The sequence below is a fragment of the Thalassolituus sp. UBA3500 genome (assembly GCF_002377545.1).
Lineage (GTDB): Bacteria > Pseudomonadota > Gammaproteobacteria > Pseudomonadales > Oceanobacteraceae > Thalassolituus.
Map to the genome: position 1 here is coordinate 14,640 of NZ_DFQB01000059.1, position 22,427 is coordinate 37,066.

25 protein-coding genes are annotated in these 22,427 nt (G+C 52.9%); 10 read left to right on the forward strand and 15 right to left on the reverse strand.

The genetic code is table 11. From position 1 onward, the window contains the following. Position 1: 1 nt before the first annotated feature. The 14 genes from B2R29_RS14490 to B2R29_RS14555 form a co-directional block, all read right to left on the reverse strand. Positions 2-1,732, reverse strand: coding sequence for a bifunctional protein-serine/threonine kinase/phosphatase (locus tag B2R29_RS14490; RefSeq protein ID WP_287027297.1), 1,731 nt, complete (start codon positions 1,730-1,732; stop codon positions 2-4). An 81-nt stretch (positions 1,733-1,813) separates the two neighbouring features. After that, positions 1,814-2,623: a formate/nitrite transporter family protein gene (locus tag B2R29_RS14495; protein ID WP_287027295.1), complete on the reverse strand. Its 810-nt coding sequence runs from the start codon at positions 2,621-2,623 to the stop codon at positions 1,814-1,816. A 354-nt stretch (positions 2,624-2,977) separates the two neighbouring features. After that, positions 2,978-3,490, reverse strand: a complete 513-nt coding sequence (gene yjgA, locus B2R29_RS14500; RefSeq protein WP_301181721.1) for a ribosome biogenesis factor YjgA — start codon at positions 3,488-3,490, stop codon at positions 2,978-2,980. Positions 3,491-3,537: 47 nt separating this feature from the next. Then, the gene (gene mgtE, locus B2R29_RS14505) at positions 3,538-4,893 is read right to left on the reverse strand and encodes a magnesium transporter (protein WP_301181722.1); all 1,356 of its coding nucleotides are present in this window, start codon (positions 4,891-4,893) and stop codon (positions 3,538-3,540) included. A gap of 129 nt (positions 4,894-5,022) precedes the next feature. After that, positions 5,023-5,292 (reverse strand): HPr family phosphocarrier protein, encoded by a 270-nt coding sequence (locus B2R29_RS14510; RefSeq protein WP_297530692.1) that lies wholly within the window; start codon positions 5,290-5,292, stop codon positions 5,023-5,025. Positions 5,293-5,304: 12 nt separating this feature from the next. After that, on the reverse strand, positions 5,305-6,180 hold the full coding sequence (rapZ, locus tag B2R29_RS14515) for an RNase adapter RapZ (RefSeq protein ID WP_297530690.1): 876 nt from the start codon (positions 6,178-6,180) through the stop codon (positions 5,305-5,307). 17 nt (positions 6,181-6,197) lie between these two features. Beyond that, positions 6,198-6,656, reverse strand: coding sequence for a PTS IIA-like nitrogen regulatory protein PtsN (gene ptsN, locus B2R29_RS14520; RefSeq protein WP_301181723.1), 459 nt, complete (start codon positions 6,654-6,656; stop codon positions 6,198-6,200). A gap of 3 nt (positions 6,657-6,659) precedes the next feature. Then, positions 6,660-6,962: a ribosome hibernation-promoting factor, HPF/YfiA family gene (gene hpf, locus B2R29_RS14525; protein ID WP_301181724.1), complete on the reverse strand. Its 303-nt coding sequence runs from the start codon at positions 6,960-6,962 to the stop codon at positions 6,660-6,662. A 64-nt stretch (positions 6,963-7,026) separates the two neighbouring features. Next, positions 7,027-8,589, reverse strand: a complete 1,563-nt coding sequence (locus B2R29_RS14530; protein ID WP_301181725.1) for an RNA polymerase factor sigma-54 — start codon at positions 8,587-8,589, stop codon at positions 7,027-7,029. Between the two features lie 144 nt (positions 8,590-8,733). Further along, positions 8,734-9,459 carry an LPS export ABC transporter ATP-binding protein gene (gene lptB, locus B2R29_RS14535; protein WP_301181726.1) on the reverse strand — a complete coding sequence of 242 codons (726 nt, stop codon included), beginning with the start codon at positions 9,457-9,459 and terminating at the stop codon, positions 8,734-8,736. Continuing rightward, positions 9,456-10,028, reverse strand: a complete 573-nt coding sequence (lptA, locus tag B2R29_RS14540; protein ID WP_301181727.1) for a lipopolysaccharide transport periplasmic protein LptA — start codon at positions 10,026-10,028, stop codon at positions 9,456-9,458. The genes lptB and lptA overlap by 4 nt, the downstream gene beginning before the upstream one ends. Then, a complete protein-coding gene (gene lptC / locus B2R29_RS14545) occupies positions 10,012-10,563 on the reverse strand; it encodes an LPS export ABC transporter periplasmic protein LptC (protein WP_301181728.1) in 552 nt (183 codons plus the stop codon). The genes lptA and lptC overlap by 17 nt, the downstream gene beginning before the upstream one ends. Further along, positions 10,563-11,540, reverse strand: coding sequence for a KpsF/GutQ family sugar-phosphate isomerase (locus tag B2R29_RS14550; protein WP_301181729.1), 978 nt, complete (start codon positions 11,538-11,540; stop codon positions 10,563-10,565). The genes lptC and B2R29_RS14550 overlap by 1 nt, the downstream gene beginning before the upstream one ends. Then, positions 11,537-12,499 (reverse strand): calcium/sodium antiporter, encoded by a 963-nt coding sequence (locus B2R29_RS14555; RefSeq protein ID WP_301181730.1) that lies wholly within the window; start codon positions 12,497-12,499, stop codon positions 11,537-11,539. Before B2R29_RS14555 ends, B2R29_RS14550 begins: the two co-directional genes overlap by 4 nt. 168 nt (positions 12,500-12,667) lie before the next feature. Between B2R29_RS14555 and B2R29_RS14560 the strand changes: the two genes are divergently transcribed. The 9 genes from B2R29_RS14560 to hisC all read left to right on the forward strand — a co-directional run bounded on the left by B2R29_RS14560 (position 12,668) and on the right by hisC (position 20,395). Then, positions 12,668-13,480, forward strand: a complete 813-nt coding sequence (locus tag B2R29_RS14560; protein ID WP_076516426.1) for an ABC transporter ATP-binding protein — start codon at positions 12,668-12,670, stop codon at positions 13,478-13,480. After that, complete coding sequence (gene mlaE / locus B2R29_RS14565) at positions 13,480-14,262, forward strand: lipid asymmetry maintenance ABC transporter permease subunit MlaE (RefSeq protein ID WP_068437171.1); 783 nt, start codon at positions 13,480-13,482, stop codon at positions 14,260-14,262. The genes B2R29_RS14560 and mlaE overlap by 1 nt, the downstream gene beginning before the upstream one ends. 3 nt (positions 14,263-14,265) lie before the next feature. After that, the gene (gene mlaD, locus B2R29_RS14570; protein WP_076516430.1) at positions 14,266-14,727 is read left to right on the forward strand and encodes an outer membrane lipid asymmetry maintenance protein MlaD; all 462 of its coding nucleotides are present in this window, start codon (positions 14,266-14,268) and stop codon (positions 14,725-14,727) included. Next, positions 14,724-15,050: an STAS domain-containing protein gene (locus B2R29_RS14575; RefSeq protein ID WP_273091994.1), complete on the forward strand. Its 327-nt coding sequence runs from the start codon at positions 14,724-14,726 to the stop codon at positions 15,048-15,050. The genes mlaD and B2R29_RS14575 overlap by 4 nt, the downstream gene beginning before the upstream one ends. A 70-nt stretch (positions 15,051-15,120) precedes the next feature. Beyond that, on the forward strand, positions 15,121-15,360 hold the full coding sequence (locus B2R29_RS14580; RefSeq protein ID WP_068436037.1) for a BolA family protein: 240 nt from the start codon (positions 15,121-15,123) through the stop codon (positions 15,358-15,360). A gap of 15 nt (positions 15,361-15,375) precedes the next feature. Further along, positions 15,376-16,641, forward strand: coding sequence for a UDP-N-acetylglucosamine 1-carboxyvinyltransferase (gene murA / locus B2R29_RS14585; RefSeq protein WP_301181731.1), 1,266 nt, complete (start codon positions 15,376-15,378; stop codon positions 16,639-16,641). Between the two features lie 30 nt (positions 16,642-16,671). Then, positions 16,672-17,316 (forward strand): ATP phosphoribosyltransferase, encoded by a 645-nt coding sequence (gene hisG / locus B2R29_RS14590; protein WP_301181732.1) that lies wholly within the window; start codon positions 16,672-16,674, stop codon positions 17,314-17,316. Between the two features lie 11 nt (positions 17,317-17,327). After that, positions 17,328-18,632 carry a histidinol dehydrogenase gene (gene hisD, locus B2R29_RS14595; RefSeq protein WP_301181733.1) on the forward strand — a complete coding sequence of 435 codons (1,305 nt, stop codon included), beginning with the start codon at positions 17,328-17,330 and terminating at the stop codon, positions 18,630-18,632. Between the two features lie 662 nt (positions 18,633-19,294). Next, the gene (gene hisC / locus B2R29_RS14600) at positions 19,295-20,395 is read left to right on the forward strand and encodes a histidinol-phosphate transaminase (protein WP_301181734.1); all 1,101 of its coding nucleotides are present in this window, start codon (positions 19,295-19,297) and stop codon (positions 20,393-20,395) included. A gap of 29 nt (positions 20,396-20,424) precedes the next feature. On the opposite strand, the gene B2R29_RS14605 is transcribed toward hisC, so the two are convergent. Beyond that, positions 20,425-21,594: a S1C family serine protease gene (locus B2R29_RS14605; protein WP_301181735.1), complete on the reverse strand. Its 1,170-nt coding sequence runs from the start codon at positions 21,592-21,594 to the stop codon at positions 20,425-20,427. A gap of 69 nt (positions 21,595-21,663) precedes the next feature. Between B2R29_RS14605 and B2R29_RS14610 the strand changes: the two genes are divergently transcribed. Further along, the gene (locus tag B2R29_RS14610; RefSeq protein ID WP_301181736.1) at positions 21,664-22,425 is read left to right on the forward strand and encodes a Nif3-like dinuclear metal center hexameric protein; all 762 of its coding nucleotides are present in this window, start codon (positions 21,664-21,666) and stop codon (positions 22,423-22,425) included. Positions 22,426-22,427: the final 2 nt, after the last annotated feature.

Here is a 22,427-nt window from a genome sequence, read left to right on the forward strand (position 1 = left end):
GTCAAACCAGTCGCTCGTAGAGTAAGCCCAAAACTAATACCAATAAGATAAAAGAAATCCCTTGCCAGAATTTGACAGGGTCTCGCTCCATTACTGGCGGACGTGATTTTTGCAGATAAACCGAGTTTGGATTTCTCAGGTCATAAATAAATTCGGACGGTTCTTTGTAGCGCATCTCTCGTTTAGGGTGGACTGCTTTCTTAATTGCCTCATCTACCCATACAGGAATGGCACGTCCGCAATTTCGCACGGAGGTGTAATGCAGTTTGTTCAGATCCTTACGCTTGCTGATGCGGGCGACATCTGAGCCGTAAGGTAACCGCCCGGTCAGTAGCTCGTACGTAATTGCACCGAGTGCGTATACATCTGATTCTGTTGAACCCTGCGCCCCAAGAAAATATTCGGGTGCTGAGTATTGAGCGGTGCCGAGTAACGTCAGGCGTTCCAGTGGTGTATCTATCTCGCTGATGCCGGCCACTCGCGTTGAACCAAAGTCCAGAATCCGCACAATACCGTCATTACCGATCATTAAATTATCGGGTTTAAGATCTTGATGCAGCATTTCGAGACGATGAAAGGCCTGAATGCCACGGGCGGCCTGCTCCATAATTTCTCGCACCTGTTCGAGCGTTGGCTCTGGGTGATCACGCATCCATTGGTCCAGAGTCTGCCCTTCAATGAATTCCGTTGTGACATAAATGAAGTTGCGAACCCGGTGGGATGGCCCGGGGCGCACGACGTAAGGGCTGTCGATTCTTCTGGCGATCCAGTCCTCCAGCAAGAAGCGTTCAAGGTAAGCCGTGTTGTCGCGTAATTCCCCTGATGGCGTTTTTAATATCAGTGTTTGCTCGGTTTCACGGTCTTTCGCAAGATAGACGTGACTGCGTGGGCTGCTGTGTATCTTACGCAGAATGTTATAGCCATCGAAGTTGTCGCGCGCTTTCAATGAGGGAGGGAAGGGCAGCTCGGTCAGTCGTTGATGAACATCTTCTTTATTCTGATCAAGCAGGTGATCTATGCGTAAGATCTGGATTGTGAGGTTGTCGTCGCTGTCGTTCTCTCGGGCTGCTTCCAGAATTTCGCGGGCAGCACGGTCCAGATCGGATGAGTATTGACGGATCGTGCTGATGACCAGCTCGTCGTTAACGAACTCATAAATGCCGTCGGTAGCGCTGATGAAAATATCACCGACATTGACCGACACAGACAGGTAGTCAATTTCTAACTGGGTATCCATACCTAAAGCACGGGTCAGGTAGCTTTGGTCTTCGGAGGTATAAAAGCGATGGTCGGTGGTCAGTTGCTCCAGTTGATCACCGGTGACTCTGTATACACGACTGTCACCGACGTGAAAAATATGAGCGGTGCGGGATTTAATAACTAACCCATTAAAAGTGCAGACGTAGCCTTTGTTCGGGTCGTAGCTTCTCAGGTTTCTTCTGGCCTGCGCGTGCAGCCATGAGTTTGTCGCTTCCAGTACACGCAGCCCCGAGGTTTTTACGGACCAGGCCTCTGAGGTACTGAAATAGTCACTGAGAAAGCTCTGAACTGCGGTTGCGCTGGCGTCCTGGCTGACGTTGCTGCTGCTGATGCCATCGGCCAATGCCATGGCAACGCCTTTGCTTTCAAGAAGGGGCAGTGTTGGGGTGTGAACGGCGTGAAAGTCCTGGTTAATGGCTTTGACGCCTTTATCGCTGCATTGACCTGTGCTGACTTTCAGCTGCTCTGACATGGTGTTGCCTCGCAGAAAAAACAAATCTGCCTGTGCAATATGCACAGGCAGAGTGGATTGCTAACCATAAAAGGGTAGCGTTTACAGGGCGCGGTCAGCGCTCTGGCGTACATGAGTAAAGTACAGAGGCAGTGCAACGAACACAAAACCACCGACAAGGTTACCCAGGGCAGTAGGCAGTTCATTCCAGATAATGTAATCCATCACGGTGAAATCACCACCCATGATCATAGAGAACGGGAACAGGAACATGTTTACGATGGAGTGCTCAAAACCCATAAAGAAGAACAGCATGATTGGCATCCACATGGCGAACATTTTAGAGATCGCTGAAGTAGAAATCATGGCACCAACAACACCCATTGATACCATCCAGTTGCACAGCATGCCGCGGATGAAAATAGTGATCCAGCCGTCAACGCCATGCGACGCATAACCTACCGTACGCGATTCACCGATGGTTGATACTTTAGCAGCGATCGCACCGCCGTCTGTGTTGTAGCCATAGGTCAGGATGAAAGAAATCATGATCGCAACAGACAAAGCACCCGCCAGGTTGCCGCAGAATACCAGGCCCCAGTTACGCAGCATTTGCGGAACAGTACAGCCAGGACGTTTGTCGATAATTGCCAGTGGCACCAGAGTGAATACACCGGTCAGCAAGTCGAACTTCATCAGGTAGAGCATGATGAAACCAACAGGGAACAGAACCGCGCCCAGAATCGGAGAGCCACTTTTCATGGCTACTGTGATCGCGAATACGGCTGCCAGGGCCAGGATAGCGCCAGCCATAAAAGCACGGATTAACGTGTCTTTGGTCGACATGAATATCTTTTCTGCACCGCTATCCACCATTTTTGTGGCGAACTCAGAAGGCATTAAGTAGGACATAGCATTTCCTCATTATTTGGGGGTGTTCTATCGGCTTTAAAATGAAAAACGGCGTCGCCCCAGTCAGTGATTAACCGATGGGTATCGACGCCGTTATCGAATTTTTTCTGAATTTTTTAAGAGCCGCCGTTGGCTCAACAGGGACTTGCAACCACCGTGCCATGTTTAAAAAATGTCAATAAAACCCCATAAAAACAGTGGCTTAAGACAGGGGGTTAGATGCTCATTGAGTGTCGGGGAGAACCTGAGGTGTCGACGGTGCGATAGACAGGTGCATGCAAAACAAAAAATGCGCACTAAGTGCGCATCTTTATATAAGGGTAAGAGGGACGGGGGGATAACCTGATGAAGAGCTCAGGCGTTGCTGTCGATTTCTTTTATCAGCTGGAAGAGTTTCTTGAATGCCGTTCCCGGCTTTGGTGGCTCAGCCTGCATTTCTTTCTGCGCATTGCGCACAAGGTTGCGTAGTTGTTGCCGGTCTGTGTCTGGGTAGGTATCCAGAAATTCATTCATTGCCTTACCGTCATTGATAAGGCGATTACGCCACTGCTCCAACTGGCCTATCCGGCGACCGAAGGCCTCGCTAGAAGGATCGAGCATATCGATTGCTTCTTGAATCGCGTCGATATCTTCAGAGCGCATTAGTTTGCCGATGTATTGAAAGTGACGACGGCGGGCCTCGTGCTTCTTAATACGACGGCTCTCTTCCAGTGCTGCCATAAGTACCTCGGTCACCGGAAGATCTGCCCATTTTGCAGGGGAAAGATTACACAGGGTTTCTCCGAGATCCTGATAGCGTTGCATTTCACGCTTCATCTCAGTCTTACTGACCAGTTCGTATTCGATGTCGTCGTCTTCGTGGGTCATAAGAACTCCGGAGTATTCAGTGCTTTGCTTGCCGTAATGAAGAAAGCTTATAAGTAGAAGATGGTTGCCAGGCCGAGAAAAGACAGGAAGCCAATCACGTCGGTGACGGTTGTCAGAACTACGCCTCCGGCGAGTGCCGGGTCGATGCCGCGAGCCTTCAGAATCAGTGGCAGTGCGGCCCCTGTGACGGCCGCGACCAATAAGTTAATAATGATGGCGGCACCAATGATGGCGGCAATGCCAGGGTCGTTAAACCAGAGCAGGGTGATCACTGCTATAACGGCAGCCCACAATACGCCGTTAATTCCGGCGACGATTATTTCCCGGTTAAACAGCCAGCGGAAGTTCGCGCTGGAGAGGTGCCCCAGAGCCTGTCCACGAATGACCAGCGTCAGCACCTGACTACCGGCGATGCCACCCATACTTGCAACAATGGGCATCAGTACGGCGAGGGCGACGACCTGTTCGATGGTTTTATCGAACAGGCCAATGACGGCAGAGGCAGCCAGCGCCGTAAGTAGATTGATGCCCAGCCAGACGGCTCGACGGCGGCTGGTTTTCAGCGCCGGAGCAAAAGTGTCTTCTTCTTCATCCAGACCTACCGAACTCATCAGGGAGTGATCCGCGGTTTCCCGGATAACGTCTACCACGTCATCGATGGTGATACGGCCGATGAGTTTGCCGTCGACATCGACAACCGGTGCCGATACAAGGTCATGTCGCTCGAACAGTTTAGCGACGTCGGTATCCTGCATCGTTGCAGGAATGACTCGCGCATCAGTCGTCATGACCTCACGCACGGTCTGGTTAGGATCACTGACGAGAAGCTTGTTGATGGTCAGGATACCAATAAATTCGTTATTCCGGTTTACGACCAGCAAGTTATCCGTCATTTCCGGCAGCGTAGGGTGTCGACGGAGGTAACGCATAACGACTTCAAGGCTGATATCAGGACGGATGGTCACCGTATCGGTGTTCATCAGACCACCGGCGCTGTCCTCTGGGTAGCCCAGTACCTGCTCAAGACGGGTTCGATCCTGATGGTCCATCGCGTCGAGCACTTCTTGAGTAACGCGCTCAGGAAGCTGCTGCAGGATGTCGGCGACGTCATCGGCGTCGAGGTCAGAGGTGATGTCGACCAGTTCTTCGGCGCTCAGGTCCGACAGGAATTGTGCCTGCAGGTCTTCGCTAAGGTACTGAAGAACCTCGCCCTCAAGCTCTTTGTCGACCAGGTCCCAGAGCACTTTACGTGCTTTGGGCGGTGATGACTCGATCAGGTGAGCAATATCGGCGGGTGCCAGGCCAGAGTTCAGGATGCGCTGTACTTTATTCAGGGCACCACTTTCCAGGGCAGCATTAAGGCTGTGGAGTTTTGCTTTTGCCTTTTCTGTGTGCTGAGCCATGGCCGGAATCCGGAGTAAAACGGGTTTACTGATTCTAGCCTGATTGCCGGATTGATACCACGAAAGTACTCGCAGTTTTGGGCCTAATCAGCTGTTTTCGCGGGGATTATCGCTAAATTTCCCGGAGGGCTATTCTTCTTCGTCGAAGCGCCGCTCAATGAGGTCGGTGATGGCGTCGACCGCAGCTTCTTCATCGCTGCCTTCGGCCGTCAGAATCAGTTCAGTGCCTTTGCTGGCAGCCAGCATCATGACGGACATAATGCTTTTGCAGTCGACCATACGCCCGTCCTGGCCAATCTTAAGCTGGCTGGAGAATGCTGACGCAGTAGATACCAGTTTGGCCGCTGCGCGGGCATGCAGGCCGAGTTTATTTATTATAAGAACGTTTTTCTGGATCATACGGTGTCCGGATTATGGAGTAGGCAGGTTCGCTGCTCGTGCGAGTTCACGATGACGCACCTGGACGTTCGGGTATTTCATTCGGTATTCGGTGGCGAGTTGCTCAGCCAGATAAACGGATCTGTGCTGACCGCCGGTGCAACCAATGGCGATCGTCATATAGCTGCGGTTAGCTTCGATCAGACGGTCAGTCCATTGCCCCAGAAAATCGCTGATCGATTTTCGCATTTCACCGACGACGTCATAGCTGTTCAGGAATAATTGTACTTCGCTGTCGAGGCCTGTGAGCTTGCGCAGGTCTTCACTCCAGTACGGATTGGGCAGATGGCGCACATCGAACACGTAGTCTGCGTCGGTGGGGATACCATGCTTAAATCCGAACGATTCAAATAATATCGACATTTCACCGTTGGGGCGGTCTGCAACCCGCAGGCGAATCATGCTGCGCAACTCGTGAACTGACATGTGCGTTGTATCTAATGTCAGATCCGCCATGTTGGCGAGCGGATCAAGGAGGTCTTTCTCCTGATCGATGGCTTCTGCCAGTGACAGCTCGTGGGTTGTCAGCGGGTGCTTGCGTCGTGTCGCACTGAATCGCTGTAGCAGAACTTTTTCAGAGGCGTCGAGATAAACCACATCAAGCTGATAGTGATCATTAGGCAGGTCGAGCAGTAGCTTCTCTATCGGCTCTTCTGTGGCCGAGAGATTGCGAGCATCAATACTGACCGCAACCCGGGTCAGCTTGTCATTGGCGTCAGCCTGACTGGCAAGGGCAGGCAGTAGCCCGATGGGCAGGTTGTCGATGCAATAGAATCCAAGATCTTCGAGCACGTGCAGCGCACTCGACTTCCCCGATCCTGATCTTCCGCTGATGACTACCAGGCGCATATTCGACTCCGTGATTACTACCGCTCTGCGATCGCTCGCTGGAAAAGACGTTTGGCGTCTGGCGCGTTGCGCAAAGCTTCGCGATATTCCGCCTGATTAAAGTTACTGGCGAGTGTCGCCAGTATCTGAAGGTGTTCGTCGGTTGCTTCCTCGGGGACTAACAAAGCAAATACGAGGTCGACCGGATTACCATCGATAGAATCATAGTCTATCGGGGTATTTAATCTCAGAAGAACGCCCAGCGCTTTCTGGCACTGCAACAACCGGCAGTGCGGGATGGCAATACCTTCTCCTATCCCTGTGCTTCCCATGCGCTCGCGTGCTAACAGGCGTTCGTAGATATCGTCTGCGGAGGCATCGCCGATTTCTTCAGCAACCAGAGATGAAAGTTGTTCTAACAGTTTTTTCTTACTGGAAACGGTCACGTCAATGACGGACCGTTCCGGTGTGAGGATATCCTCAATACTCAAAGACATGCTTCAGCCTTGACCGTGTTGGCGCGCGACCTGCTTCTCTTTGTGCTTAAGAACCTGACGGTCCAGTTTGTCGACCATCTGATCAATGGCGGTGTACATGTCTTCGTTTTCTGCTTTCGCGTGCAGGTCGTGACCTGTGATGTGTATCGTCCCTTCGGCCGTCTGGCGATCTTTAACGACGGTCAACGTGATCTGACCTGTGGTGATGCTGTCGCTATGGCGCGTAAGCTTCGACATTTTATCTTCAACGTGCGCCTGCATCGCTTCCGTTACTTCTACATGATGACCACTGATATTGATTTGCATGCCAAGTCTCCTGTGTCGCTGGCGGTAGGTGAATCAGAATCTGTTCACATTGATATAACAGACTCTAAATCAACTGCTTACGTTCATTCGATGGTGGTATCAGCATAGCCTCGCGGTATTTCGCTACCGTGCGCCGTGCCACTTTGATGCCCTTTTCACCGAGCATCGTTGCTATCTTGTTGTCACTGAGTGGCTTACGCGTGTTTTCGTCCGCGATCAGTTTCTTGATCATCGCCCGGATAGCCGTCGATGAACACTCTCCGCCGCTGTCGGTGCTGACGTGGCTGGAGAAAAAGTATTTAAGCTCAAAAATCCCACGTGGGGTATGCATGTATTTCTGGGTGGTTACCCGAGAGATCGTCGACTCATGCATACCTACGGCTTCGGCGATGTCATGGAGCACAAGTGGCTTCATGCCTTCATCACCTTCTTCAAAGAAGTCTATCTGGAATTCAACAATTTTGGTTGCGACTTTGAGCAGAGTGTCATTGCGACTTTGCAGACTTTTAATAAACCAGCGTGCTTCCTGCAGGTGATCTTTGAGGAAGGTATTGTCAGCACTGCTGTCTGAGCGGCGAATCAGTGATGCGTAGTCGGCATTCACCCGCAGCTTGGGCGCAATCTCTGGATTCAGCTCAACACGCCACTCGTCTCTGATCTGGCGGACGATGACGTCTGGAATAACGTACTCGGATTCTTCTGAGGCAATGCCTGCACCCGGCTTCGGGTTAAGCTCTTTGATCAGTCGCATGACTGACTTGAGGTCATCTTCCTTCAATTTTGTGCGGCGCATCAGTGACTGATAGTCGCGACTACCGAGCAGGTCAATGTGATCACGTATGATCAGCTGCGCTTCGGTGAGCCAGGGGGTGCCCTGAGGCAGTTGATGCAGTTGCAGAAGCAGGCATTCGCGCAGGTCGCGGCAGAAAACACCCGCCGGATCAAACTGCTGAAGGCGATGCAGAACCGCCATAACTTCTTCTTCTTCGATTTCCAGCGATGGGTCCATCGCTTCAATGACGTCTTCAACGGTGGTGTGCAGATACCCATCGTCGTCTACGCCATCGATCAGCATGGTAGCGACTTCGCGGTCAGCGTCTGACATGGGCGTCAGGTTGAGCTGCCAGAGCAGGTGGTCCTGCAGGTTGTCGCTGGTTGCATAGCGCGAGTCGTAGTCGAAGTCTTCGTCAGCGGGGCCGGAGCTGGAGGCAACGCCAGCACTCACCTGATAGGTATCTTCCCACTGGCTGTCTACCGGGAGGTCATCAGGCAGTTTTTCGCTCGACCATTGCTCGTCGAGAGACTCCTGTCCACTCTGGTCGTCGTAGGAGTTATCTTCGTATGAGTTGTCGTAATCCTGATTGTCAGAGGAGGCTTCTCGGCTGTCTCTGTCGTTGTTGTCTGAATCAGAATTGCGGGAATCGTTATCGGACTCGTTGCCGGAGTCGTTGCCGGAGTCGCTGTTGTCATCAAACTCTTCGCTTTCCAGCATCGGGTTAGAATCCAGCGCTTCCTGAATTTCCTGTTGCAGGTCCAGTGTGGATAACTGGAGGAGGCGGATGGCCTGTTGCAGCTGGGGCGTCATCGTCAGCTGCTGGCCCATCTTAATCTGAAGGGATGTCTTCATATAACTCGGTATTTACGACCTGAAAATCGAACCATCTTTTTGTTTGATGTACTTAGCATTATAGGCAAAGTCCTTGTGTATGGAACCTATTTTGCTTACCAGAGTAAATAGATAACTCTACAGTACGTGACATCGGTCTGAGTTTCAAAGACGGAAGTCGTCGCCGAGGTAGACTTCGCGTACCTGTTCGTTCGCCAGCACATCTTCAGCGGTGCCTTCGGCGATGATATGCCCGCCTCCAACGATAAAGGCTTTCTCGCAAATTGCGAGGGTTTCACGCACGTTGTGGTCAGTAATGAGAACGCCGATGCCCCGGGCTTTTAGCTGTCGGATGATATCCATAATGTCAGACACTGAGATCGGGTCGACCCCGGCGAATGGCTCGTCGAGCAGAATGAATGAGGGCTCGGCAGCCAGTGCCCGAGCTATCTCGACGCGGCGGCGTTCACCGCCGGACAGTGCCATACCCGCGCTGTCGCGAATGTGCTGAATATGGAACTCGTTCAGCAGCTGCTCCAGTTGCTCATTGCGCTGCTGTCGATTCAGGTCGTTGCGGGTCTCAAGGATTGCCATGATGTTGTCGGCAACGCTGAGTTTGCGGAAAATAGAGGCTTCCTGTGGCAGATAGCCTATGCCCTTGCGGGCGCGGCCATGCATCGGCAGGTGGCTGATGTCTTCATCATCGATCATGATGCGTCCACGATCAGCCTGCACCAGATTAACGATCATGTAAAAACAGGTTGTTTTACCTGCGCCATTGGGGCCCAGCAAACCAACGATCTGACCGCTTTCTACGCGGATAGACACATCTTTAACGACTTCACGGCCGCCGTAACTTTTGGCCAGATGTTCTGCCTTCAGTGTTTTCATTCTGTCGCTGCTTCCGGAGATTCTGTCGAGTCAGGTTCTGAGTCAGATTCAGGTTTGGGCGGCTGGATAACGACTTTGATCCGGCCGGAGTCTTCGTCGGTACTGTCGGTCGACGACTCGGCGATGTTGCCATCTGCACGTACGGTCTCTGTTGCCATATCATAGGTGATGCGTTCACCACTGAAGATGTTGCCTTCCTGTTCCAGTTCGGCATCGCCAGTGATAATGATGCGGCGCTCGCTGGTGTAATAATCGATGCGATTGCCCAGTGCGGTGGTCAGTGGTTTGCCGACTTCGATCTGCTGTTGATAGCGGGCACGATCGCCTTCTGCTACGGCTTTTTCAAGAGTGTCACCGTTACGCAGAATCATCAGACGGTCGGCTTCGATTTTCAGAGTGCCCTGAGTGAGGACAACGTTTCCTTCGTAGACGACGGTACCCGCGCGTCGGTCGATTTCTGCAGAGTCTGACAGAATCGTCATTTCTTTCTGCCAGTCATCCGGCAGTGCGACAGCGTAGCTAGCAATCACTGACAGCGAGATCACGGCCAGTTTATTGAACAGGTTCATAAGTCGTGCGGACTCCTGTTTTCAGTTCGAGGCGCTGACGACTGGCGTCAAACATCATTCCGGTGCCGGTCATGCGGCTATTTTCGCCCGTCATCGTGACCAACTCGTCGGTCTCGGCGATTTTCTTATCAATATGATAGGTCAGTCTCGAGGTTTCAAGGCGCATCGGGTCGCTACTGTCGAGGGGCCTGATCAGTATGTTGCCAGATAATTTCAGCGCTTGATCGTTGCCACGCATCACTCCTTCATCGGCGGTCAGTACCCAGTCGTCTTTTGAGCTGACCAGAAGGCGAGGTTCACTGAAAACGGTGAGGTCGCCCTCGGGAAAATGCTCTGATTTTGCGGCGTAAAAAGTGTCGGCCAGTGAGCCGTCTTTTTCATAGCGGCGACTGAACAGAACTTCACCATAATAATCTGGTTCACGAACAGCCTGTTCTGTCGTTTGCCCGGTAATATCACGGGTGTAGCGATCTACTGCCAGAAAGGCAACGCCAAAAAATGCGGTAACTAGCAGCAGTAGATAGCGCTTACGCATCAGATAACGCCTGCTCGCAGAAGGTCGTGCATGTTAATAACACCGACGGTGCGGCCTTCGTCCTGCACGACGAGCGCGTTGATCTTGCCGTCTTCCATGATTTTCAGGGCTTCCGCAGCCAGCATGCCCGGCGAGGTTGTCTTACATTCAGCCGTCATGACATCTTTGATGGTGGCGTTGCGGATATCGACACCGTGATCGATGGCACGGCGAAGGTCACCGTCGGTAAAGATACCGGCGAGTTTACCGTCGGAGCCTGCGACTGTGGTCATGCCTAACCCTTTCGAGGTAGCGATCAGCAGCGCTTCTGGCAAAGATGTCTCGGGAGACACAACCGGAATCTGGTCGCCGCTGTGCATGATGTTTTCAACTTTAAGGAGCAGGCGACGCCCGAGGCTGCCGCCCGGATGAGAGAACGCGAAATCTTCGGCGGTAAAGCCTTTGGCTTCGAGCAGCGCGATCGCCAGTGCATCACCCATAACCAGCGCACACGTGGTTGATGATGTCGGTGCCAGATCAAGAGGGCAGGCCTCCTGATCGACACCCGCATAAAGATGGCTGTCGGCTGCTTTTGCCAGTGTCGATTCTTTATTCCCTGTCATGCTGATCAGCTGGGTGCCTTGACGCTTCAGCAGTGGTAACAGACTGGTGACCTCGCTGGTTTCACCGGAGTTCGATAACGCAATCACAACATCAGCAGCCGTGATCATACCCATGTCACCGTGGCTGGCCTCACCCGGGTGAACGAAAAAAGCCGGGGTGCCCGTACTGGCCAGAGTTGCCGCCATTTTGTTACCGACGTGCCCTGATTTACCCATGCCGGTAACCACCACGCGACCACGGCACTGAATAATTATCTGGCAGGCGCGGGTGAAATTGTCATCCAGGTGGTTGTTCAGTAAACCGACCGCTTCCTGTTCGAGTTTTACAGTGCGGCGGGCAGAGTCGATAAAATTAAACGTTGTTGATTCAGTCATGCTTGGTTTGCCAGAAATAAGGTGAACATGTAGCCGAGGTAACCGGCGGTAAGAATGATGCCCGGAATGCGCCCCAGTGTCCCTCTGCGATAACAGATAACGAAAAACAGCAGCAGGGCAAAGGTGGCGCCAGCCATCACTATGTAGTCACGGTAAAGTGCCATTGGTTCAACGGCGGTGACCGCCAGAATTCCCGGGATAGGCATTACTGCGAGCAGATTGAAAATATTCGAGCCAATGACATTGCCAATGGCAATGTCGTGGTGACCTTTCAGAGCGCTGGCGACGGACGCAGCTAGCTCCGGCAGGCTGGTGCCAATCGCAATAATCGTCAGGCCGATCACCAGGTCAGACACTCCAAAGGCTGTTGCGATACCTGTTGCGCCCCAGACCAGTGCTTTTGAACTGGCCATCAGGGTGATCAGACCGACGACCAGCCAGAACACGGCTTTGCCGGTAGGTGTGCTTTCGATTTCGGCCGCTTCGTCTTCGTCAATCACCGATTCGCCGCTATCAGACGATTGCTGGAACATAAGGAACAGGGCGAATACCAAAGCAGCGATCAGTATCAGGGCGTCTACCAGATTCAGCTCAAGATCGATCAGTACGACACCTGCGAGCAGGGTGATCATCATCAGCAGAGGGAGTTCTTTTTTCAGCAAGCCCTTCTGCAATGGAATAGGCGCGACAAGGGCCGTGATACCAAGTACCAGTGCAATGTTGGTGATGTTAGAGCCAATAGCATTACCGATGGCCAGGTTACCCGCTCCGTCGATGGAGGCCATCGCCGAAACAAACATCTCTGGCGCGGACGTGCCGATGGAAACAATCGTCAGGCCAACGAGCATTTGAGACATGCCCAGATGACGTGCAGTCGCCGCAGCACCGATAACAAATTTGTCAGCACTCCAGACAAGTAAAATCAGGCCAACGAGGATTGCGCCTATTTCGGGATACATAGCAAAAGATCACGCTCAGGAAATTAAGCCGCTCATTGTACCGGAGCGGGGAATCGGCGCAATTGCAACAGGATGTTCCGTCTACCGTGCGGAATTGCCGTTGGTATGCCCTGAACAATCCGATATGCTAGCGGTCAGTTAAAGTACAGGGTAAATACAGGTCACCTGATGTCTGACAATAACAACCACGTCGAAGTTAAGGATGTCACCTTTTATCGTGGTAAAAGAAAGATCTACGACGGTCTCAATGTTGCCTTCCCGCGCGGTAAAATTACCGCAATCATGGGGCCGAGCGGCACAGGGAAGACAACGCTCTTGCGCATGATCGGTGGCCAGCTCAAGGCGGACTCTGGCGAGGTGCTGGTGGATGGCAGCAATGTCGGCACCATGAGTCGTGGAGATCTGTTCGAGCTGCGTAAAAATAAAATGGGCATGCTGTTCCAGACCAGTGGTTTGTTTACGGATCTCAATGTCTTTGACAATGTCGCTTTCCCGCTGCGTACCCACACCGATCTTCCGGACGACATGATCCGTGATCTGGTGCTGATGAAACTCGAAGCGGTGGGCCTTCGCGGTGCGCGTGATCTGTTTCCTGCGGAACTGTCCGGTGGCATGGTGCGCCGTGTTGCGTTAGCGCGCTCTATCGCCATGGACCCTGAACTCATTATGTATGACGAGCCGTTTACCGGGCTCGATCCTATTTCTATGGGGATGATTCTGCGCCTGATCCGAGGTTTAAATGAAGCGCTCGGTCTGACCAGCTTGCTGGTGTCTCACGATGTGGAAGAATCCTGTCAGATTGCTGATTACCTTTGCATCGTTTCAGGCGGAAAAGTGATTGGCTTCGGTACACCAGACGAACTCCGAAATGGCGACAACGCTGAAGTACGGCAGTTTCTTAACGGTGATCCTGATGGCCCTGTACCCTTCCATTATCCGGCCGATGACTATCGCGCTGATTTATTTGCGGGAGAGGCGTAATGCTTAAGCATGTACGAAGCCTGGGGCAGGTCGGTGTTCAATCGATTCAGTCTATTGGCCGGGCCGGAATGCTGTTTACTCAGTCGGTCACCTGGGGCGGCCCCGGCAGTGCCGGTTTCCTTGATCTTATCCGTCAGATTCACTCTGTGGGGGTTCGCTCGTTATCGATCATTATCGTGGCGGGGTTCTTTGTCGGCATGGTGTTGGCCCTTCAGGGCTACAACATTCTGGTGAAGTTCGGTTCGGTTTCTGCGCTTGGGACCATGGTTTCTCTGACCCTGCTACGTGAACTTGGCCCGGTACTCGCGGCGCTGCTGTTTGCAGGGCGCGCAGGCTCGGCTCTGACTGCTGAAATTGGTTTGATGAAAGCCACTGAGCAGTTGTCGGCGATGGAGATGATGGGCGTTGACCCACTCAAACGTGTGATTACGCCGCGACTATGGGCGGGCGTCATCAGTGTTCCCATCCTGGCGCTGCTATTCAGCACGGTAGGCATCTGGGGAGGTGCATTTGTCGCTGTCGACATGCTTGGGCTTTATGACGGTGCTTACTGGAGCAATATGGCGAACACCGTAGAGTTTTATGAAGACGTTGTTCAAGGCCTTATTAAGGCTGCGGTGTTCGGTGTGGTCGTGACCTGGATTGCCGTGTATCAGGGCTATGACGCCGCGCCAACCTCAGAAGGTATTGGTAAGGCAACGACACAGACGGTAGTGATCTCATCACTGGCGATTCTTGGGCTGGATTTTATATTGACTGCGGTCATGTTAGGAGGCGTGTAAAACATGCGTATGCGTAATGTCGAACTCATGGTCGGCGGCTTTATGGTAATGGGCATTATAGCTCTTGTGTTGATGGCACTGCGGGTCAGTGGCCTATCTATGGACGCGGCGGGTGAAACCTACACAATTAAGGCACGTTTCGAGAACCTGGGTGGTCTGACTGACCGTGCTAAAGTCTCGCTGGCGGGTGTCACTATCGGTCGGGTAACTAATATTACCTTGGATCAGGAGTGGTACGCCGCTGTGGTTGAGATGGAAATTGATAAGTCCATGAGCACCTTGCCGATTGATACCAGTGCATCGATTCTTACTGCCGGTCTGCTTGGCGAGAAATACATTGGTCTCAGTGTCGGTGCCGAAATTGATTACATGCAGGATGGCGACTGGGTGCAGGATACGCAGTCAGCGATTGTCCTTGAAGAGTTGATCAGCCGTTTCCTGTTCAGTAAGGCCGAGGGCGAATGAGCGCGCCCTCGTTGTCGGTCGCCACGGCCGGAGATATCCAGGTCGCGGGAGATCTTACTCTGCATACCGTCGCCAGTCTGATCAAACCTGGTCACGAGGCGATTGCACAGGCACAGGGTCAGGTGGTTGTTGATCTGGCCGCCGTGAGTCGTTTCAGTAGTGCAGGTGTTGCCCTGATTCTGAACTGGCTGCGTGCTGCTGAGACCCGCAAGGTGTCGCTCATGATCAAAAATCCACCTGCGGACCTGCCTGCGATCATCGAGGTATGTGATCTTGATGCGGTTTTTGAGCCAGTCCTGTCAGGTTCTGACCTGCCGGAGTAAGTCAGTACTTCGGTTCAGCGCCTAAATCCGCTATGATTGTGCGCTTTCTGAACTGAGTGGTAGTTACAATATGTCCTCGGATATTACCCCGAACGAAATCCTGGAAGTGTTACAGGCTGAAGCCCCGGATGTTACCTGGTCTGTCGTTGACGGCTACGTAAAGGAAATCACCGGAGTCGGGGAGGTTTTCGAAGGCCTGAACGCAGTGAAGCGTCAGCAGTTCGTCTACAAAATTCTGAATCCCTATATCGTTGATGGTCGGCTTCATGCAGTGTCCATCCAGACTTATACGCCTGCTGAAAAAGCCTGAGCGTGAGACCCTGAAATGGAAAAACTGAGAATCGAGGGCGGCAACCGCCTCGACGGCGAAGTCCGTATTTCCGGCGCAAAAAACTCGGCGCTGCCGATCCTTGCGGCAACGCTGCTGGCTGAAGGGCCGATGCAGGTGGGTAACCTGCCGCATTTGCACGACATTACCACCATGCTTGAGCTGCTTGGCCGCATGGGCGTCAGTGTTGCCATCAATGAAGATATGTCGGTCGAGACCGTCTGCGGAGAGCTGAACAGTCTTGTTGCACCTTACGATCTTGTCCGCACCATGCGTGCTTCTATTCTGGTGTTGGGCCCACTGCTTGCTCGCTACGGCGAAGCCGAAGTCTCCCTGCCAGGTGGTTGTGCCATTGGCTCCCGTCCGGTGGATCTGCACCTGCGCGGTATGGAAGCGTTAGGAGCTAAGGTCGAAGTGCTTGAAGGTTACGTTAAAGCCTGGGCACCCGAAGGCCGCTTAAAAGGTGCCAATATTTTCCTTGATACCGTGACCGTGACCGGTACCGAGAACATCATGATGGCTGCCGTGCTGGCCGACGGTAAAACCGTCATCGAAAACGCCGCGCGTGAGCCGGAAGTCGTTGATCTGGCCAACTGCCTTAACGCTATGGGCGCTAAGATTACCGGTGCGGGCACCGACACCATGGAAATTGAAGGCGTCGAAACACTGCACGGCTGTGAATTTAATGTCCTGCCAGACCGTATCGAAACCGGCACCTTTCTGGTGGCCGCTGCTGTAACGGGCGGGCGTGTTCTGTGCAAAGACACTGATCCGGTTCTGCTGGAAGCGGTTCTGCATAAGCTTCAGGAAGCGGGCGCCGAGATCAAAACCGGTGATGACTGGATTGAGCTGGATATGCACGGCAAACGTCCGAAAGCTGTGAATGTCCGCACGGCACCGCACCCGGCGTTCCCGACGGATATGCAGGCACAGTTTGTTGTGCTGAATGCCGTAGCCGAAGGCACAGGCACCGTGATCGAAACCATTTTCGAAAACCGCTTTATGCACGTCCAGGAACTGGTACGCATGGGGGCGGACATCAGCGTTGAAGGTAATACCGCCGTGGTTGTCGGCAAGGACAAGCTCGGTGGTGCCCCTGTGATGGCGACCGACCTGCGCGCATCTGCATCCCTGGTTATCGCAGCCCTGGTCGCTGAAGGCGCCACCGACGTAAACCGCATTTACCACATTGACCGTGGTTACGAATGCATTGAAGAAAAATTTCAGCAGCTTGGCGCGAATATTCGTCGCTTGCCTGCCTGACGTACACTCTGAACGAGGATCAGCAACACCATGACTCAGCCACTGACTATTGCTCTCTCAAAAGGGCGCATTCTGGATGACACACTCCCCCTGCTGGCGGAAGCGGGGATTCATCCGGCTGAAGATCTTAAGAAAAGTCGGAAGCTGATCTTCGACACCAATCATGAGCACATTAAGCTGGTGGTCATCCGTGCCACCGACGTGCCGACGTACGTAGAGTACGGTGCCGCCGACCTGGGTGTGGCTGGCAAAGACGTACTGATGGAATACAACAGCACTAACTTGTGTGAGCCTCTCGATCTGAATATCGCCACCTGCCGCTTGATGACTGCCGCGCTGAAAGATGCAGAACTGCCGGCAGGCCGCTTAAAAGTCGCGACTAAATTCGTCAATGTGGCGAAGCGTTATTTTGCTGAGCAGGGCCGTCAGGTCGATATCATCAAACTCTACGGTGGTATGGAGCTGGCGCCTATTATGGGCCTGGCGGATCTGATCGTGGATATTGTTGATACCGGCAATACGCTCAAGGCAAACGGTCTGGAGCCGTGCGAACTGATTGCTCCAATCAGCTCGCGACTGGTCGCATCGCGTGCCTCAATGAAAGTAAAATACGACCAGATCCAACCCATTATTGATCAGATGTCTGCCGCCGTTGAGCGTCAGCGTAACGCCTGAGGAGCACCGGTATGAGTATTGAAATCCGTCGTTTCCGTTCAGATCAGCCTGACTTTGCGCAGCAGATGGATGATTTGCTGGCATGGGAAGCAGTATCCGATAGCGGCGTACAGGAAGCCGTCACCAATATAGTGAACGATGTTCGCAGCCGCGGTGACGAAGCTCTGATCGAATACACCAACAAATTTGACCGTACCAGTGCCAGTACCATGGCGGACCTTGAGTTGACTCAAGAGCAACTGCAAGCAGCACTGGATGGCCTTGATGACGCTCAGCGCACAGCACTGATTACCGCGGCCGATCGTGTACGCGATTACCACGAAAAGCAGAAGCAGGATTCCTGGAGCTATACCGAGGCTGACGGCACAGTGCTGGGTCAAAAGGTCACGCCAATGGACCGTGTCGGTATTTATGTGCCGGGCGGCAAGGCGGCTTACCCTTCATCTGTACTGATGAATGCTATTCCGGCCCATGTGGCTGGCGTCTCTGAAATCATTATGGTGGTTCCTACGCCTGATGGTCAGCTTAATCAGCTGGTGCTGGCGGCTGCGGCAGCCGCGGGTGTGTCACGGGTATTCACTGTGGGTGGCGCACAGGCTGTAGCGGCGTTAGCGTATGGCACTGAAACAGTTCCCGGCGTCGATAAAATTGTCGGCCCGGGCAACATCTTTGTCGCGACCGCGAAGCGTATGGTATTTGGTCAGGTAGGTATCGACATGATCGCAGGCCCGTCAGAAATCCTCGTAGTCTGCGATGGCGATACTGACCCAGACTGGATCGCCATGGACCTGTTCTCGCAGGCCGAGCACGATGAAGATGCGCAAAGCATACTGGTTTCGATGGACGAAAACTTCCTCGATCAGGTACAGGCCAGTATCGAAAAACTGCTGCCGACTATGGAGCGCGAAGAGATCATCCGTAAGTCACTCAGTGACCGAGGCGCGATGATTTTAGCCTCGGGCAAAGAAGATGCGCTCAACCTGATCAATCGAATTGCGCCGGAACACCTTGAGCTGTCAGTCGAAGACCCTGACAGCTGGCTGCCGGGTATCCGCCACGCGGGCGCTATCTTTATGGGACGCTACACGGCGGAAGCCCTCGGCGATTACTGTGCTGGACCAAACCACGTATTACCGACGTCAGGCACGGCACGTTTCTCATCACCGCTGGGGGTTTATGATTTCCAGAAACGTTCATCGCTGGTGAAATTTTCAGCAGACGGTGCCTCTGAAATGGGCAAAGTGGCTTCTGTGCTGGCGCGTGGTGAGTTTCTTACCGCTCACGCGCGTTCGGCGGAATACAGAATTAAAGACTGACGTCTTTTTCTGATTTAAAGAGCCCGGCGATGCCGGGCTTTTTTGTGAGTTTTTGCAAGGGGCGGGCCCCTTCCGATCCCCCTTTCCGGCGTGATGTCATGATCCTTGTCTCTTGATACCGATTGGGGCACGCCTGCAGCGGCCATCCATGGCCGCGGGCAGGCTTAACCGGCGTCCTGCCGGTTAGCCCTCATCGTTATCTGCGATCCTGCGGGGTCATCACAAGCCGGGTTTCATCAGCGCTCCGCGGCGAGGTTGATTGTTACCGAATATGACTTTTGGTGGGTAGTACCCACCCTACGGTAGGGTGCGCATTGCGCCCCATGAGCGAAGCACGGTTTTGCGGACTTAAATGCGCCTCTGGGGCCGCCGGGATTTACGCCAGCTTTGCAGGCAACGTGAGGCAGGACGCCGAACGAGGCTCCATACGGGCATGGATGCCCGCCGGAGCCGGTTGCCGGAAAAGCCAGTAAATATCGGATTTACGGCCCAGAAAGCGCGAAAGCAGGGGGATGGGCCGCCCGCCCTGGGCGGTCCGACGTTTCGGCAAGGTCCCCCAACAAGGGCATTAAAACCCGGCGGCAGCCAAAGCAGCCCTCCCACCGAAGGTGGCTACCACTGTATAATGCATAACCCGAATCCTCAGACCACAGGCTCATCTCATGTCGATAGACGCACTCGTCGAAAACCTTATCCGCCCCGAAATCCGCGCCTTACAGGCGTACCCGGTTGGTAAAGCCGAGGGCATGATTAAGCTGGACGCGATGGAGAATCCATTCCGTTGGCCAGACGATATGGTGTCTGAGTGGCAGTCATTACTTGCTGATTGCGCTTTGAATCGTTATCCCAATCCGGTTGCGCCTGAAGTCGTTGCCGGTCTGCGTAAGGTGATGCAGGTGCCGGATCAGTATGAGGTGCTGTTGGGTAATGGCTCGGATGAAATTATTCAGTTGTTGGCGATGGCGGTTGCGCAGCCGGGAGCCTGTGTTCTGGCACCGGAGCCGGGTTTTGTGATGTATAAAATGATCGCGACTTTCGTGGGGATTGATTACTGCGGTGTGCCATTACGAGATGATTTTTCACTGGATCGAGAAGCCATGCTGGCGGCCATTGCTGAGAAAAAACCTGCGCTGACTTTTCTGGCACAACCGAATAATCCCACGGGCAATCTCTGGGCGGAAGATGATCTGGTGGCGATTATCGAAGCCTGCAATACCTCTGATTATCAGGGGCTGGTGGTTTTGGACGAAGCGTATCTGCCATTCTCAAGTCGCGATCATCTGAGCTGGCTGGATCGTTTTGAGAATGTAGTGGTTATGCGTACGTTATCTAAGGTCGGACTTGCTGGCTTGCGCCTTGGGATGCTGTTTGGTCGCAAAGAATGGCTCAGCGAGCTGGATAAAATTCGTATGCCGTACAATATAAATGTGCTGACTCAGGCTTCAGCAGCCTTTGCATTAAAACATTACGATGTACTGATGAAGCAGTGTGATGTCTTGAAAACAGAGCGTGAAAAAATGCACGAAAAACTCTTAGAGTTGGGTTTTGCTGCATTTGATTCAGAGGCGAACTTTATTCTGGCACGAGTTCCTGAGGGTGAGGTTGCCCGCGATATTTTTGAGAAGTTAAAGCAGCAGGATATTCTGATTAAATGCACGGATGGAGCACACCCATTATTGGCGAAAACCCTGCGCTTTACGGTTGGGGCACCAGAAGAAAATACAGCACTCTGCTCTGCGCTGGAGAAAGTACTGGCGGCCTGACTCCGCAGCATATCTCGGTCTCCGGGAGATCAGCTTTCTGGCTGATCCCGGAGTCCGGCGTAAGCGGTCGTTGTCAGTTGTTCGCCACGTCGCAGAAACTCAACCGTTATTTTATCGCCAGGTCTCAGGCTGGCGATTCGATTCATGGCATCCACTGCGTTATCCGCGCTGTCACCATTTAAACCGATAATAATATCCCCAGCGGCTAACCCAGCTTGTTCTGCCGGGCCTTCGGGAAATACTCCAGTGACCAGCAGACCGGTTAATTCATCCGGCAATTTCAACGATTTGAGTAGTTCTGGGGACGCTTCCTGAACTTCAATTCCTAACCAGCCGCGTATTATCGTACCGTAACGGGCGATATCGGCCATCGTCCGATGGGCAATATCCGCAGGTATCGCGAAGCCTATGCCTTCACTGCCGCCTGACTGAGTAAAGATCGCGGTGTTAATGCCTAAGAGTTCGCCGTAGGCGTTGATCAATGCACCACCAGAATTTCCTGGATTAATGGCTGCGTCGGTCTGAATGTAGTCTTCGAATGTGTTCAGGCCCAGACGGTTACGGCCCTTTGCGGAAATGATACCCATAGTCACTGTCTGGCCGACGCCAAATGGGTTGCCGATGGCCAGCACAACGTCTCCAACGTCATTATTGTTGATGCTGCTTATAGTTGCAGGGGCAATGTCGTCTGGGAGGTTGATCTGCAGAACCGCAAGGTCTGATTCCGGGTCGCTACCAATAAGAGTCGCCTCTTCATCTCTGCCATCGAACAGAGCAACCGTAATTTCATCGGCTCCCTCGATCACATGGAAGTTAGTAATGATGTGACCCTCGGTGGACATAATTACGCCTGATCCCAGGCTGCTTTGCATCCGGTCGCTCGGTTGCTCTGACTCACCAAAAAAGCGCCTTAGTGCAGGATCATCTAGCAGGGGGTTGGTCCGGCGTTTTACGATCTTACGGGTATAGATGTTAACCACGGCGGGTGCAGCAGCATTAACGGCATCGGAATAACTAATTGGTCCCTGCTGTACGTGGGCCGTAACCGTTGCCTGCTGTTGCAATTGCGCCTCGGGCGCTGGAGTCTCGACGTGGGGTAACACCCACTCGGGTGCGATCAGCAGTATCAGAGTAGCGATAAGGCCACCGATGGCTGCTGGGAACAATATCCGCAATGCGAATGTCTGCGTTGGAGACATTTGTCAGCGCTCCGCAATCTCTCTAAGATCAATGAGCAGACATGTTACAAACTTTTGGATGGCACGACTATGGCGGTTACACGTAAAGAGCTTATTTCTCATCTTGATCATATTTTGCAGAGTCGCAAAATCCGTGATTATTGCCCGAACGGATTACAGGTGTCTGGCAGTGAAACCATCCAGAAAATCGTTACCGGAGTTACGGCAAATCAAGCGTTGATCGAAGCTGCGATCGCAGAAGAGGCGGATGCGATATTTGTGCATCATGGCTATTTCTGGAAAGGTGAAGACGAGTGCATTACCGGTATCAAGAAAGAGCGTATTAAAGCGCTTTTGCTTAACGATATTAATCTGATTGCCTATCACTTGCCGTTAGATATGCATCCGATATACGGAAATAATATTCAGTTGGCTGACGTCCTGGGCATTCAGGTTGATGGCCCTATTGATGAGTCAGACCCATCAGTGCCGGGAAATATCGGGCGTCTGCCGCGGCCAATGACGGGCGGTGAATTGAGTGCCTGGATCGCACAGTGTTTGCATAGAGAGCCCCTGCATATTGGTGAATCAGGCGACACCATTGAGACGGTTGCCTGGTGTACAGGAGGCGCGCAAGGATATCTTCAGAAAGCGATTGATGCCGGTGTCGATGCTTATATTACCGGCGAAGTGAACGAGCCTGCTGTTCACCTTGCGCGAGAAACTGGCACTCATTTTTTCAGTGCCGGGCACCACGCAACCGAACGCTATGGCGCCAAAGCGGTTGGGGAGTATCTGGCCGATGAGTTCGATCTGGATGTTGTATTTATCGACATTGATAACCCGGTTTAAAC

What these genes read in the sequence shown, in the direction of transcription:
- B2R29_RS14490 (WP_287027297.1), bottom strand. Translation starts at nt 1,732, where the DNA reads ATGTCAGAGCAGCTGAAAGTCAGCACAGGTCAATGCAGCGATAAAGGC.
- B2R29_RS14495 (WP_287027295.1), bottom strand. Translation starts at nt 2,623, where the DNA reads ATGTCCTACTTAATGCCTTCTGAGTTCGCCACAAAAATGGTGGATAGC.
- yjgA (WP_301181721.1), bottom strand. Translation starts at nt 3,490, where the DNA reads ATGACCCACGAAGACGACGACATCGAATACGAACTGGTCAGTAAGACT.
- mgtE (WP_301181722.1), bottom strand. Translation starts at nt 4,893, where the DNA reads ATGGCTCAGCACACAGAAAAGGCAAAAGCAAAACTCCACAGCCTTAAT.
- B2R29_RS14510 (WP_297530692.1), bottom strand. Translation starts at nt 5,292, where the DNA reads ATGATCCAGAAAAACGTTCTTATAATAAATAAACTCGGCCTGCATGCC.
- rapZ (WP_297530690.1), bottom strand. Translation starts at nt 6,180, where the DNA reads ATGCGCCTGGTAGTCATCAGCGGAAGATCAGGATCGGGGAAGTCGAGT.
- ptsN (WP_301181723.1), bottom strand. Translation starts at nt 6,656, where the DNA reads ATGTCTTTGAGTATTGAGGATATCCTCACACCGGAACGGTCCGTCATT.
- hpf (WP_301181724.1), bottom strand. Translation starts at nt 6,962, where the DNA reads ATGCAAATCAATATCAGTGGTCATCATGTAGAAGTAACGGAAGCGATG.
- B2R29_RS14530 (WP_301181725.1), bottom strand. Translation starts at nt 8,589, where the DNA reads ATGAAGACATCCCTTCAGATTAAGATGGGCCAGCAGCTGACGATGACG.
- lptB (WP_301181726.1), bottom strand. Translation starts at nt 9,459, where the DNA reads ATGAAAACACTGAAGGCAGAACATCTGGCCAAAAGTTACGGCGGCCGT.
- lptA (WP_301181727.1), bottom strand. Translation starts at nt 10,028, where the DNA reads ATGAACCTGTTCAATAAACTGGCCGTGATCTCGCTGTCAGTGATTGCT.
- lptC (WP_301181728.1), bottom strand. Translation starts at nt 10,563, where the DNA reads ATGCGTAAGCGCTATCTACTGCTGCTAGTTACCGCATTTTTTGGCGTT.
- B2R29_RS14550 (WP_301181729.1), bottom strand. Translation starts at nt 11,540, where the DNA reads ATGACTGAATCAACAACGTTTAATTTTATCGACTCTGCCCGCCGCACT.
- B2R29_RS14555 (WP_301181730.1), bottom strand. Translation starts at nt 12,499, where the DNA reads ATGTATCCCGAAATAGGCGCAATCCTCGTTGGCCTGATTTTACTTGTC.
- B2R29_RS14560 (WP_076516426.1), top strand. Translation starts at nt 12,668, where the DNA reads ATGTCTGACAATAACAACCACGTCGAAGTTAAGGATGTCACCTTTTAT.
- mlaE (WP_068437171.1), top strand. Translation starts at nt 13,480, where the DNA reads ATGCTTAAGCATGTACGAAGCCTGGGGCAGGTCGGTGTTCAATCGATT.
- mlaD (WP_076516430.1), top strand. Translation starts at nt 14,266, where the DNA reads ATGCGTATGCGTAATGTCGAACTCATGGTCGGCGGCTTTATGGTAATG.
- B2R29_RS14575 (WP_273091994.1), top strand. Translation starts at nt 14,724, where the DNA reads ATGAGCGCGCCCTCGTTGTCGGTCGCCACGGCCGGAGATATCCAGGTC.
- B2R29_RS14580 (WP_068436037.1), top strand. Translation starts at nt 15,121, where the DNA reads ATGTCCTCGGATATTACCCCGAACGAAATCCTGGAAGTGTTACAGGCT.
- murA (WP_301181731.1), top strand. Translation starts at nt 15,376, where the DNA reads ATGGAAAAACTGAGAATCGAGGGCGGCAACCGCCTCGACGGCGAAGTC.
- hisG (WP_301181732.1), top strand. Translation starts at nt 16,672, where the DNA reads ATGACTCAGCCACTGACTATTGCTCTCTCAAAAGGGCGCATTCTGGAT.
- hisD (WP_301181733.1), top strand. Translation starts at nt 17,328, where the DNA reads ATGAGTATTGAAATCCGTCGTTTCCGTTCAGATCAGCCTGACTTTGCG.
- hisC (WP_301181734.1), top strand. Translation starts at nt 19,295, where the DNA reads ATGTCGATAGACGCACTCGTCGAAAACCTTATCCGCCCCGAAATCCGC.
- B2R29_RS14605 (WP_301181735.1), bottom strand. Translation starts at nt 21,594, where the DNA reads ATGTCTCCAACGCAGACATTCGCATTGCGGATATTGTTCCCAGCAGCC.
- B2R29_RS14610 (WP_301181736.1), top strand. Translation starts at nt 21,664, where the DNA reads ATGGCGGTTACACGTAAAGAGCTTATTTCTCATCTTGATCATATTTTG.